The organism is Microbulbifer celer, from assembly GCF_020991125.1.
Lineage (GTDB): Bacteria > Pseudomonadota > Gammaproteobacteria > Pseudomonadales > Cellvibrionaceae > Microbulbifer > Microbulbifer celer.
On the sequence record NZ_CP087715.1, the window covers coordinates 2,642,358 to 2,655,518 of the forward strand.

11 protein-coding genes are annotated in these 13,161 nt (G+C 58.6%); 4 read left to right on the plus strand and 7 right to left on the minus strand.

Going from position 1 to position 13,161, the window contains the following annotated elements:
* Window positions 1–42 precede the first annotated feature (42 nt).
* The 4 genes from LPW13_RS11105 to LPW13_RS11120 form a co-directional block, all read right to left on the minus strand.
* Window positions 43–2,253, minus strand: a complete 2,211-nt coding sequence (locus LPW13_RS11105) for an autotransporter outer membrane beta-barrel domain-containing protein (RefSeq protein WP_230435418.1) — start codon at window positions 2,251–2,253, stop codon at window positions 43–45.
* 56 nt (window positions 2,254–2,309) lie between these two features.
* Window positions 2,310–2,834 carry a DUF2878 domain-containing protein gene (locus LPW13_RS11110; protein WP_230435420.1) on the minus strand — a complete coding sequence of 175 codons (525 nt, stop codon included), beginning with the start codon at window positions 2,832–2,834 and terminating at the stop codon, window positions 2,310–2,312.
* A gap of 88 nt (window positions 2,835–2,922) precedes the next feature.
* Entirely contained in the window at window positions 2,923–4,395 is a 1,473-nt protein-coding gene (phrB, locus tag LPW13_RS11115; protein WP_230435421.1) for a deoxyribodipyrimidine photo-lyase, read from the minus strand.
* A gap of 44 nt (window positions 4,396–4,439) precedes the next feature.
* Window positions 4,440–5,456, minus strand: coding sequence for a YbgA family protein (locus LPW13_RS11120; RefSeq protein ID WP_230435423.1), 1,017 nt, complete (start codon window positions 5,454–5,456; stop codon window positions 4,440–4,442).
* Between the two features lie 223 nt (window positions 5,457–5,679).
* Between LPW13_RS11120 and ydiJ the strand changes: the two genes are divergently transcribed.
* Complete coding sequence (gene ydiJ, locus LPW13_RS11125; RefSeq protein WP_230435425.1) at window positions 5,680–8,757, plus strand: D-2-hydroxyglutarate dehydrogenase YdiJ; 3,078 nt, start codon at window positions 5,680–5,682, stop codon at window positions 8,755–8,757.
* Between the two features lie 147 nt (window positions 8,758–8,904).
* Window positions 8,905–9,573 (plus strand): tetratricopeptide repeat protein, encoded by a 669-nt coding sequence (locus LPW13_RS11130; protein WP_230435427.1) that lies wholly within the window; start codon window positions 8,905–8,907, stop codon window positions 9,571–9,573.
* Window positions 9,574–9,768: 195 nt separating this feature from the next.
* Here LPW13_RS11130 and LPW13_RS11135 read toward each other — a convergent pair whose 3' ends face one another.
* On the minus strand, window positions 9,769–10,059 hold the full coding sequence (locus LPW13_RS11135; RefSeq protein ID WP_230435428.1) for a hypothetical protein: 291 nt from the start codon (window positions 10,057–10,059) through the stop codon (window positions 9,769–9,771).
* 118 nt (window positions 10,060–10,177) lie between these two features.
* Here LPW13_RS11135 and LPW13_RS11140 point away from each other — a divergent pair, with 118 nt between their 5' ends.
* On the plus strand, window positions 10,178–10,597 hold the full coding sequence (locus tag LPW13_RS11140) for a 3D domain-containing protein (protein ID WP_230435430.1): 420 nt from the start codon (window positions 10,178–10,180) through the stop codon (window positions 10,595–10,597).
* 85 nt (window positions 10,598–10,682) lie between these two features.
* Here the strand turns inward: LPW13_RS11140 and LPW13_RS11145 are convergent, their stop codons facing one another.
* Both LPW13_RS11145 and LPW13_RS11150 read right to left on the minus strand, forming a co-directional pair.
* Complete coding sequence (locus LPW13_RS11145; RefSeq protein WP_230435431.1) at window positions 10,683–11,363, minus strand: hypothetical protein; 681 nt, start codon at window positions 11,361–11,363, stop codon at window positions 10,683–10,685.
* A 230-nt stretch (window positions 11,364–11,593) separates the two neighbouring features.
* Complete coding sequence (locus tag LPW13_RS11150; protein WP_230435432.1) at window positions 11,594–11,884, minus strand: hypothetical protein; 291 nt, start codon at window positions 11,882–11,884, stop codon at window positions 11,594–11,596.
* A gap of 229 nt (window positions 11,885–12,113) precedes the next feature.
* Between LPW13_RS11150 and trhO the strand changes: the two genes are divergently transcribed.
* Complete coding sequence (gene trhO, locus LPW13_RS11155; protein ID WP_230435433.1) at window positions 12,114–13,133, plus strand: oxygen-dependent tRNA uridine(34) hydroxylase TrhO; 1,020 nt, start codon at window positions 12,114–12,116, stop codon at window positions 13,131–13,133.
* Window positions 13,134–13,161: the final 28 nt, after the last annotated feature.

Genomic DNA, 13,161 nt, shown 5'->3' on the forward strand with positions numbered 1-13,161 from the left:
GATTCAGAGACTACCGGGCTTGGATCTTTCAGCGCGGTCGGTTCAAAAACGGTAGTTCAGGCTCAACCCGCCCACCGTATCCTCCGGCCATACGATCACGTCGCCAGCGATGCGCAGTTTGTCGGTGACATTCACCCCTACCATGGCGCCAGCGCCATTCTGGAAAAAGCCCTGGTTCTCACTGCGGTAGGCGGCCATGTACGCCCAGTTGCTGCGGATAGCGTTGACGCCGATGGCGAGGTCGGATTCGTCGTCGCCGCTATTGCGCTCGAGCCACAGTTCGCCAAACCACTGGCGCGCGGATTTCTCACCACAGTTGTAGAAGAAGCCGGCGCGGGCGCGCTGGTAGTCCCGCTCCTGACGCAGAACGCGAAGGCCCAATGGATCCATGCGCTGACCATAGCGGCCGGCGTAGGTATAAGCGAGATCGGTGCGTTCGCGGAAGCCATCGACCCGGATTTCGGTCCACTCCATGGAAACAAACGGCCCCATGCGGGTGTGGCCGTTGCGCACGGCGTCGAAGCCAGCGCGAATGAAAGCGTTATAGCCGTCGCCATCGGTGTCGGCATCAAGCCGGGTGCTGAAGCTGTCGCCGAGACGAATGGTGCGGTGGATATCGTCGTAGTCGATATCGGACCAGCCAATCCCGCCGTCCACAAACACGAAGTCGTTGTCCCAGCGGCCGAAAGCACTGAGATTGAAGTTGCGGGATTTCTGGAAGATGTCACTGGGCTCGTACTCGCTGCCGCCGTAAGACATGCCCAGCCCCCATTCAAAGTGCTCGAAGCCGGCGAAGCTCATGCCGATAAATCCGTCCCAGGCGGGAAATTCGTCGTTGTATGTATGACCACTCCCGAGTTCGGCATGGCCGACACTGGCACCGAAGAAGACCGTGGTCTTGGGCTCCCGGTAACGCTGTGACAGCAAATGGTGATCGATGTTGATGCGCTGCTGGCGGGTGTTCTGGTAACCGAGGTCCGGTAGTACCGCGTACTGTACCGGCGCCATCAGGGTCGCGTAGTAGTAATCCGCAAGCAGGCGTTGGCCGGCCAGTGTGGGGTGAATGCTGTCGTAGAACACCAGCATATCCGCATTGGGATCGGTGCCATTTTCTCCGTATACCGGGTGCGGATTGGCACAGTCGGTATAGCAGGTGGCGCTCTGATTGATATTGGCAAAACCGTAAGTGGCCGGATCCTGCACGATCAGCTCCAGAACCCCTTCCATATCCAACAACAGGATATTGCCGATAGCGTTGACCTGCCGGCGCAGGGTGTCATTGAACAGTCGAGTACCGTTGTTGGCGTAGTCGATGGCGGCCTGGCCCTGAGCATATACGGCCGGCGTGCGGCCGATCCGTGGGGCATTGGTCATGACCACATAACGCGCGCCCTCCCCGTGCAAAACACGACCAGCGGTTGAAAGGAAGCTGGCAGCGCGCGCCATGGACGCCTCGGAGAGCGTGCCGCTGCGGACACCGTCGAGGATGTTGTTGCCACCGCCGTTGAGCAAATACAGATCATCCGGCCCCGGGGCGTTGCTTTCCAGGTAGCCCCTGCCGGTGGCGAAGGGCACACCGCCCAGGGTGATGTTGTTGTTCGGGTCATCCACCAGTGCCTGCAACGCGGCCGGATCGCCGAAAGCAGCGACGGCGGCCTGGGTTTCCGCAGTACTCAGGTAGGGGCTCTCCCCTGCCGCCGGGTCACAGATACGGTCCGGGCCGCAGCGGCAGGCATCCGGCAAAATGGTGGTCGCGGTGTTGTGATCGGCCACGGTGGTATCCGGAAACAGCTGCCGAAAGCGCGCAGAGCCCACCAGATCCAGTAAGACGTCGGCGGTGCGATTGCCGCCCACGGCCCAATTGGGACCATTGCGCAGCACAGAGCCACCCAACTGTTGCAGCTGTTCCTGTGGTGTACCGGCTGCCGGGGCACAGGGAATCGCGCCACCGAATTGTGGCCCGAGGCCGAAACAGGAGTTCAAGGCAGAAACACCGAGGTCGTCGGCAAGATAGGACACTGCGGGCTGGCGTGGATAGATGCCGGCGGGGTCGTCACTGGTAAAGACACCCGCATTGCCGTTATCGGAAAGGCTGTCACCAAAAACGATCAGCGACCGATACAGTGGCGCATTCGCGTTATTGCTGTCCTGCGCCGATTGCGCGGTCGCACTGACACAGGCAATACTCGCCGCCAGAATCAACTGGCCGCATTCGCGAAGAAATAGGGGTGCTTTTTTAGCGCTGTTGATCACGCTGGCCTCCATGCCACGAACAAATTTCGAGGCAAGTATAGGTCAGCGCGTCGCCTTCACTGGCTTTCCGGAACGGATTGCCGCCCCCGGGTATCGGATTCCAACAACGGCACCAGCACACCGCTGATAAACGCCGCCAGCAGGCTCCATACCAGTGCGATGACCAGCAGGCACTGCCACACCGGACGCCCCCAGTCGAGCGGAGCAAAGTAGACCGAATTGCAATAGAAAGCAGGTGCCGCCACTGCGCTGAGGATCGCCGCGAAAAAAGGGCGTTTGATGACAGGGCTGAGGAAGTGCCGTACCACCGTGGCCAACATGGCCCAGATACAGATCGACCAGGCGGGAGGCAGGTTGGTGCGATAGTGATGCACATCGGCCGCCATAAACGCCCATTCAATGCCAAAACCGATAAAGATAAAGCTCAGGACCAGGAAAATATCTCGCACATCCCGCCACAGCACGAAGTGCAGCATCAGGACAGTAAACAGGGCAATCAGTGCCGGCGCGTTGCCAAACAGCAGGGCCGTCCACCATCCGGCCACAAACAGCAGAAAGTTGACCAGCTTTTTTGATGTCATTGGCGACTCTTTCATCAGAACCAATTCTGTACCACGAGCGCTCGTGTGCGGCCCTTGAGGACCGCGCACTCGTTCTACCCAGCGCGGGCTATAACTTCAAGTTAGCAAAGGCTTCAATTGCGCGTTTACGGGATTCGGTCACATTGCAGATGGGGAGGGGATAACTTTCCAGCGGTGGCGGACAATGGATGTCTTTTGCGGAAAGCCCGCGCAACTGTGGTAGAAACCTGCGGATAAATTTCCCCTCGGCGTCAAATCTTTTCGACTGGCTGTAGGGGTTGAACACGCGGAAATACGGCGCCGCATCGGTGCCGGTGGACGCGGCCCACTGCCAGCCACCATTGTTGGCGGCGAAATCCGCGTCTACCAGCTGTTGCATGAAATAACGCTCACCGCGGCGCCAGTCGATCAGCAGGTTTTTGGTCAGGAAGGAGGCCACCACCATCCGCAGTCGGTTGTGCATCCAGCCGGTCTGGTTCAGCTGCGCCATGGCCGCGTCGACAATGGGCACGCCGGTTTCCCCATCGCACCACGCCTTAAAATCTTTCTCGCTCCGGGACCAGGGCACGCGCTCAGTTTCCGGTTTGAACGGTTTGTTGCGACACACTTTTGGGTAGTTCACCACCAAGTGTTGGTAAAACTCCCGCCATATGAGTTCATTCAGCCAACTGCTGGCACCTTCACCCCGCCCGACCCAGCGCCCGCCATTCTCTTCCAGTGCCAGTTGCACACACTGGCGAACAGAGACAGCGCCGCAATTGAGGTATGGAGACAGTCGCGACGTACCATTGATCGCGGGGAAGTCCCGACACGCCTCATAATCCGGCAGACGGGCCTCAAAATCCTGCAACAGCTTCCTCCCCGCAGGTTCACCGGCGTGCCACTGCAGTACCCGCCCACGGCCACCGGGCGCAACGCCGTAATCGCCGACGGTTTTCGGAATCGAACGCACCAGATTGTTTTCGGACGCCAGCGCAATCCATTCCGGCCATTGATCCCGGTGTGCCTGCGGGCGCGCGCTCGGCGCCGGCAGCGGGGCAAAACTTTCGTCACCATGGCGGGCAATAAAGGCGCGTTTGAACGGGGTAAATACCTTGAAGCCGTCGCCACTGTTGGTGGCCAGGCTGCCCGGGGGAATCAGGGTGCGGTCAGTGCTGTACTCCACCGGCACCCGAAGGGTTCTCAGGGCGGCGCGCACCGCTTGATCCCGCTCCAATTCATTGACGGGATACTCGGCATTGGCGAACAACGCCTCCACTTCGAGTTTTTCCACCAGCTGTTTTAGCAGTTCCGGCACCCGATCAAACGTGGGCACCTCGAGGAAATACAGTGAAATGTGTTTTTTCGCCAACGCATCCTGCATGACCTGCAGAGAGCGCAGACGCATGGCCACTACATTGTCGCCATCACCGTGACTGGCCCAGGTCTCGGGACAGGCGATATAAACCGCCGCCAAAGCCTCACAGCCCCTGTCAGCCCGATACAGAGCGGTGTTGTCGTGTACACGTAAGTCATTGCGCAGCCACACCAGGCCACGCTTGTAGGCTTTTTGATCACTCATTATTCAGGTGCCGTCAGCAAAAAGGTCTCAACGTAAGATGGGAATCAGTGGAAGTCACACAGTCCCAGTTCCGCGGGCTCAGCCGCCAGCAACACCTGACTGTGAATAAAGCCGTGGGGACTGCGGGGCAGGTAGTGGCGCAACAGGGTGAGCACGGCGGATAGCGGTTTGTGCCCCAGTCGATATTCTTCTATCAACTCCGTGAGCTCTGCTTTTTCCGCACGGTCGAGAAACTCGCTCAGGTGACCGGCACTGTGCATCAGCGCGTTGGTGCGATCCTTGCGGCTGGCCGGGCGTGAGAGAATATTCATGATGCCGCCGCGCACTTTAAACGCCAGTTCATCTTCCGGCATCGAGCGCGCATCCGCCAGCAGACGACCGAGAGCGCGGGTCGCTTCCTGGTTGTGCGCCAGCAGCAGGTATTTGTAGGCGGTATAGAAATCGATGATCCGCGCCAGGCGCGACGGGACCCTCTCCGGGTCGCCCTCCGTCTCTGTATCCGTCATTTCCACGCAGCGGAACCAGGCGTCGTAGGCGAACACCCGGGTAAGAAAATTCTCCCGCAACTCGCTGTTGTTCAGTCGCCCCACCTCTTCCATGGGCAGATGGGGGAAGCGCTGCTGCAGACGGCGGGCAAATACACCCACGCCCTCGCTGTCGATGCCGTGACCATTGTCGAGATAGCGACGCACGCCGCGCAGGCCACAGCTGGGGGAATTCTGCATCAGAATGTAGCCGCGGACTTTTTCCAATTCGGGTACCACGGAATCCGCATAATCCCGCAGCGGCGCGGTCACATCCACCGAGGAGTCCTCCACCCCCACTACCCGCACCGCATCCACCGGCGCGCTGGCCTTTTCCACCAGCAGGTGAATCGGCTTGCGCGGCACCCCCATACCAATGGCCACTTCCGGGCACAGGGGCACATATTCAAAGCACTGACTCAGCAGTTCGGTGCAGACCTTGCTGTGCTTGTGGCCGCCGTTGTAGCGCACCGGATCGCCCATGGCGCACTGGCTAATGCCGATGGGTATCTTGGACTGGCGGGGTTTGATATTCACTCGGCTGGACTCCTCGACCCTGCTGTTCGACGCCACTACGCGACTTCTCTCAGTGTACAGTACGCCGAAGCAGACAATACGGATGACCGCCAGGTACTCGCCTTCTGTCGATGCGCAATATCCGTGCAGTTCGCCACACAAATAGCGCGAATTGTTGCGCAGGCAGATCCCGCCGCTAAAATGCCAGTCCTTCTTTATATAGAACCGTTTTTGGGGCCCCCGAATGATTCCAGCACTGCGCGAAGTCAATGAAGTACAGGCGCTCTACCTGCAGTATCTCGAAGCGCTGAAGCAGGCCGGTTTCCGCGGCGATCTCAGCCCCAGTTACGCCAGCCGCACGGTGCTATCCACGGACAACTCCATCTACCAGGTCCTGCCCCAGGCGGTGGTCTACCCTCGCGACGAGCACGACCTGCAGCTACTGATGCAACTGGCGGATCGGGAAGACTTCCACGCGGTGGTACTTTCCCCCCGCGGCGGCGGCACCGGCACCAATGGTCAGTCCCTGACCGACGGCATCGTGGTGGATATCTCCCGGCATATGAACCGCATCCTTGAGATCAATGCCGAAGAAGGCTGGGTGCGGGTGCAGACCGGTGTGGTCAAGGATCAGTTGAATGCGGCGCTCAAGCCCCACGGGCTGTTCTTCGCGCCGGAGCTTTCCACCAGTAACCGCGCCACTATCGGCGGCATGATCAATACCGATGCCTCCGGTCAGGGCTCCTGCCTCTACGGCAAAACCCGGGACCACGTGCTGGAATTGAAAACCGTGCTGATGGGGGGCGAGCTGTGGCACTCCCACGCCATTGACGACGATAACCTGGCAGAAGTGGCCGAACAGGAAAGCCGTGCTGGCAGGATTCACCAGCTGGTAGAGTCCATCGCGCGCGAAAAGCGCGACCTGATCGACGCCAAGTTTCCCAAACTGAATCGCTGCCTCACCGGCTATGACCTGGCGCATATCCGGGATGAGGAAAAAGACAAAGACGGGCGCTTCAACCTCAACAATATCCTGTGTGGCTCCGAGGGCACTCTGGGCTTTATCGCCGAGGCCAAGCTCAATGTGCTGAAGATTCCCAAGTGCGCCGCCCTGGTCAACCTGAACTACGACCATTTCCAGGATGCGCTCAAAGACGCCACCGACCTGATGCAGGCCGGCCCCACCTCCATCGAGACCGTAGACAGTAAGGTGTTGCAACTGGCCATGGGCGACATCGTCTGGGACAGCGTGAGTGAATTCTTCCCCCAAGACGACAGGGCGGTAAAAGGCATCAATCTGGTGGAGTACACCGCCGATTCCGAAGAGGCACTGGAAGCGGCACTGAAGAAGTTCACCGCCCACGTGGACAGCGTGATCGGCCAGCCGGGCAAAAGCTTCGCCTACACCATTGCCCGCGGCCACGCCCAGGTGAACAAAATCTGGGGCATGCGCAAGCGCGCGGTGGGGCTGCTGGGCAATGCCCAGGGGGAAGAGCGCCCGATTCCATTTGTGGAAGACTGCGCGGTACCGCCGGAAAACCTCGCGGACTTTATTGCCGAGTTCCGCGCTGCCCTGGACGCCGCCGGATTCGCCTACGGCATGTTCGGCCATGTGGATGCCGGCGTGCTGCACGTGCGCCCCGCCATCGATATGAAAGATCCGGAGCAGGCCAGGCAGGTGCGCATCATCACCGAGCAGGTGGTGGGGCTGGCAAAAAAATACAATGGCCTGTTGTGGGGCGAACACGGTAAGGGCGTGCGCTCGGAGTTCGCACCGGAATTCTTCGGCGAGCTCTACCCCGAGCTGCAGAAAATCAAGGCGGCCTTCGACCCGCGCAACCAGTTGAACCCCGGCAAGATCGCCACTCCCAGCGCCGCCTCCGGCCTGCTGAAAATCGATGAAGTGCCCACCCGGGGTGAACACGACCGTCAGATCCCTGCCCAGGTATGGGAAGGTTACGCCGAGGGTGTCTACTGCAACGGCAACGGTGCCTGCTTCAACTGGAACCCGGACGACGCCATGTGCCCGTCCTACAAGGCCACCCGCGACCGGGTGCACTCCCCCAAGGGCCGCGCCTCGCTGATGCGGGAATGGCTGCGCCTGCTGGCCGAGCGTTCGGTGGATCCGGAAGCCGTGGCGCGCAAGAGCCGAGAGCAGTCCTTTATTGTCGGGCTGCCGGGCCGGTTCAAAAATTCCCTCGCCCGCGCCCGCGGCGAGTACGACTTCAACCACGAGGTCAACGAGGCCATGCAGGGGTGCCTGGCGTGTAAATCCTGTGCCGGCCAGTGTCCGATCAAGGTGGATGTCCCCACTTTCCGCGCCAAATTCCTTGAGCTTTACTACAGCCGCTACCTGCGTCCGATGAAGGATTACTTCGTCGGCAGCCTGGAATTCCTGATGCCGCACCTGGCGCGGATACCGCAACTGTACAATTTCCCCCTGCGCCTGAAGCCAGTCCGCTGGGTACTCGAGCGCGGCCTGGGGCTCGCCGACAGCCCTGCGCTCTCCACCACACGGCTGGAAAAGGCCATGGGCGAGCTGGGCGTTCCCTTCGCCACCGCCGACACTCTGAAGGCACTGGGACCGGCACAGCGCAAGAAGTCCGTGATCATCGTGCAGGATGCCTTCACCAGTTATTTCGACACCAGCGTGGTGGCGGATACCCTGCGCCTGCTCAAGCTGCTGGACTTCAACCCGCTGGTGGCGCCGTACCGCGCCAATGGCAAGCCGCTGCATGTACACGGCTTCATGCGCCAGTTCTCCCGGGTGGCGGAGGGCAACAGCACCTTTCTCAACAGCCTGGCGGAAAGCGGGGTCCCGCTGGTGGGTATCGACCCATCCATGACCCTCACCTATCGCTCCGAATACCGAAAATTGCTGGGAGACAAGGCACCGTCAGTGCGACTGCTACAGGAGTGGCTGGCGGAACACAGCGAGCACCTCGCTGGCAATCGCAACCGCCTGAAGCGCGGCCAATTCACCCTGCTGCCCCACTGCACGGAACAGTCCAATGCCGCCGGCTCCAGCAAACAGTGGCAGCAGGTGTTCAGCGCTCTGGGGATGGAGCTCACCAGCGAGTCGGTGGGTTGTTGCGGCATGGCCGGCACCTACGGCCACGAGATGGCCAACCGGGAGACATCCCGCACCATCTTCCAGCAGTCGTGGGCGCCAAAACTGAACGGCGACACCAGTACAACCCTGGCTACCGGCTACTCCTGCCGCTGTCAGAGCAAGCGCTTCTCCGACGCCAATTTGCGTCATCCTCTACAGGCGCTACTGGCACAGATCGAAGATTCAGGGTTTACTGTCAGTAACCACTAATTGATGTCTGGGTGGTGCCGAAAGCCGGCACCACCGTTAAACGCCGATGAGAGCGGATGTCCCATGTTTTCAAAGCGCCCAGCCAGGTCCCTTGCCACACAATGCAGGCTCTCCTATCACCTTCGGCACCTGTTACTGGCGATTGCGTTGGCATCCCCACTGATCAGTACGGGACTGACTGCAGAGCCCAATGAATCCGATGGACCACCGATTGCGCGCTGGATCTCTGAAGCAGAGCGGTACGCATTGAGTGGGGACTACGATACTGCCCTGCCCCTGTATGAACGCGCCATTGCAGCGCTGGCGGAAGACAAGCCACGGCAAAACCAGTTGCGCTACCGCTATGGCATCATCCTGAACGCCCTCGGCGCCCGGCGGCCGGATCTCTACCCCCTGGCCCGCAGTCAGTTTGAGGCGGTGCTGGACTACGTGGAATCTTCTCCCGGTATTCCTTTCGAGCACTCCGCAGCTCGCGTGCGCTCGGCACTCGCCCATACTTATCACCAGCAATCCGCCTCGGAATCTCGTCCACATCAACGCACGCAAATGCTGCACACCGCTTACCAACTATACAGCGCAGCACAGAAGCAACTGCACAGAGAGCGCGACTGGCAGAACCTCGCCATTACCTATTTCAACCTGGGGCAGGTCTGCGAGTGGCAGGGCAACCTGGAAGAGGCTATTGAATGGCTGGAAGAGGCCGTTGCCCTGGACCGGCGCCACGGTTTTGCGGACCTCGCGGAAGACCTCGCCTACCTGACCGCGCTGAGAGAGCAAGTCAACCCAACACAGCCAGCGGGAAACACACCGATCTGAAAATGCAGTAATTACCGGTACAGAATCCCCGGAGGCCCGCCACACGGGGGGTTCCGAAGAACACAACACCTTGGCCCCTATATCCTAAAACTATTAGATTAATAGGCCAGACTTATTGCCAAGGTACCACCTCAGCTGCTCTGGAGCACCCGGAATCCCCTTTTTTCGGAAAATACCACCAGTCTGAACCAACGGTCACAAATAATCTAAAAAAAATATTATTCCGCAAATTCTCCCTTGAGAGCCCGGCAATTGTACAAAAATCACACAATACCAGCATGACATCGCTGTCATGCATTCAGCTGGCCCAGCAACCGGTTCCCCATAGAAAGTTAAACACTCGACCAAAAGCGGCGAATTGGTTTTTGGCTCATGAAATATTCCCAACCCTACACTGAGCTTTGGAATGAATACCCGGTCAGCAGTGCAGATATGACAATCTGCTCGGGTTTTTCCGGCAGAGTCAGCAAAGATTGCTTCCGTCATACAGTCGCCTAATATGGCCCTTCCTGATCAAACATTGATCAGTTATTCCGAAATCAACTTGGAGGCTGCACAGGCACTTTGAGTCTGCGACCGAAAGGCTTCCGGAGGTATTGAAACTATGCGACAGAGTCTTAAGAAAACTGTACTGGTATTCGCGGCTGTATTTTTGGCGGCCATCGGCAGTGATTCCTTTGCCGCAATCAAGAAGGAACCTGCCGGTAAAAAATCAATGACGGTCACCGCGACCGCATACAACTCGGTCAAAGGCCAGACAGACGACGATCCCTGGGTTGCCGCCTGGAATAACCGCCTGCGTCCGGGCGACAAGATCATCGCCGTTTCTCGCGACCTGGAGAAACACGGCCTGACCAACGGCGCCAAGGTACGCATTGAAGGTCTGCCCGGTACTTTTACTGTACGCGACCGCATGAACAAGCGTTTTAAGAACCGCATCGATGTGTGGATGGAAAAGGACGTCCGTAAAGCGCGCCAGTGGGGCAAGAAGAAGCTCAAAATCATCTGGCACCACGACAAATAATGAATCGGGCATCGCTGCCTGAATCAGCTACCCGGAAATACGAAACCCCGCATCTGTGGGGTTTCGTATGTCTGGCCCAGACGGATCAGGGCTCCGTGGTCAGCGCAATGCCTTCCACTTCATTACAGTTTTCATTGTCGATAAAAATCATGCTCGGTTGACGGGACTCGTTAAAGCGGTGCTCCACACCATCCTCTCTAAATACCACCAGAAACTCCTCTTTCTCCCAACCTTCTTCCGTCAGGTATTCCGTCAACCAGAGAACCGACGGGGTTCCTTCATAGCAGTTGCCATAAAACATTCGGGTTTTCTCCACCAGTTCTTTGGTGAGGTAATCGCGATACTGACCGGGGTGAGAAAATCGTTCGCCAGACAGGTCCACCTCAACCACCCCATCGGTATCCGCCTGCGGGCGATCGCTTTCACCGGCCGGAGACATTGCGCTGTTGTCATCGGCATCGGGAGCGCCGAACCGCTCCGGCTCCGGTACTTCCCGGGGCTCGCCTTCGGCAGATACCCGCTTTTTCTCGCCGGCACCGAGCCCGGCAATTTTTTCAAAATAGATCGCGGTGTTTTCATCGCAATCCACACAGGAGCGACCGGCGATAATTGCGTACCCCTGAAACTCGCCCACCAGACGGGCCTCCGCCAGATCGACATCCAGCAGTCGGTCATCAGATAATTTCAGCTCGACACCGGAAAACGCGGGCATGGCTGTGGAAAAACACAGCAGGGGGAACGCCAGGAAAGAAAGGAACATCTTCATGCAGAGCAACCACACTTTATACATCTGCAGACAGTGAGCGACCCGGAGGTCGCAGACAGTCGGCGCCGCCTGGGCAACATTCCTTGCAGCCCGGTGGCGGCGCCACGATTGGGTAGTGCTGTCACACTGTCGCGATTCCCTTCTATTAATAACCTTAGCAGGCCATGGAAAACCTGCTGAATCTGAAAGGTTTTATTTTCAATCGCTCTTGCAATGGTGGATCACAGACATTAAGGGGCTTCCCAGCTTCCGCTCGCTTCGGCAGGCCCGACGAATGCACCCACGCCTTCCTCTTTCAGGGCTTCCAGCGCTTCATTCAGCGCCTCTTTATCGGTGTCGAACACATCCTCCCAGACGGTGGCGTTATTGTGCTCGTCAACAATCTCCAACAGCCAGCCGCCCTCGCCATCGGCATAAATATCGATTTCCAGGGAGTGGTCGCCATCACTGTAAGTGCGGCTCAAGGGAGAGGCTTGTGTCGGGGATTGCAAATCGGATTGAGAGTCAGACTGGTCAGCCATGGGGAAACCTCGCGGATAGCTGGTGATACACGGCAGGGATTCTGGTCATATTCCACGGCCGAGAGAACCAAGCGGAATGCCGGTTATTGCCCCTCAACCAGTGTCGAAAAAGTGTACGACACCTGGGAGAAAATCCGTTAAAATGCGCGGCGATTTTCCACCCCGGGGCAGAACTGCACCCGGATACCTGCTCCGGATTTACGTTCCGGCCCGCAACAAGGAAACTGACATGCCCTCTCCCGAGTACTCCGCGCCCGGAAACATCGTCGTCTGTGCGCTGTATAAATTTGTCGCGCTGGATGATTTTGAAACCCTGCGCGAGCCCCTCCTGAAAACCCTGCTGGACAATGAAGTGCGCGGCACACTATTGCTTGCCAGTGAGGGCATTAACGGCACCGTTGCCGGTAGTCGCGCAGGCATAGACGCCCTCCTCAGCTACCTGAAGTCGGACCCGCGCCTGGCGGATCTGGACACCAAAGAGTCCCTGACCGGCGAGATGCCGTTTTTGCGCAGCAAAGTGAAGCTGAAGCGTGAAATTGTCACCATGGGGGTTCAGGGTATCGACCCACTCCGCTCTGTGGGCACCTACGTGAAGCCGCAGGACTGGAATACGCTGATTTCCGATCCGGACGTGCTACTGATTGACACCCGCAACGATTACGAAGTTCAGGTCGGCACCTTCGAGAACGCGGTTAACCCCCAGACCACGACATTCCGCGAATTTCCCGACTACGTGCAGGAACACCTGGACCCGTCCAAACACAAAAAAGTCGCCATGTTCTGTACCGGCGGCATCCGCTGTGAGAAATCCACCGCCTACCTCAAGGAGCAGGGCTTTGACGAGGTGTACCACCTACAGGGCGGCATTCTAAAATACCTGGAAGAAGTGCCCGAGGAAGAAACGCTGTGGAAAGGAGAGTGTTTTGTCTTCGACGATCGCGTCACCGTCAATCACAGCCTGGAGCGCGGAAGTTACCAACAGTGCAATGCCTGTCGCATGCCGGTAACCGATACCGAAATGCAATCTGAAAAATTCGAGCAGGGCGTCAGCTGCCCGCACTGCTTCGACAACGTTTCCGATGCCGACAAGGCACGCTTCCGTGAACGGGAAAAGCAAATTCAACTGGCCAAGGTACGTGGGGAAACCCATATTGGGCAAGACGCCAAAGCCACAACCAGCGCGCGCCGTGAACAGAAGCGTGCATTGCGTCAGAAGCAGGCAAAACAGGCGTTGCAACAACAGTCCTGATGCACCATCGAAATGCCGGCTCAGCCCG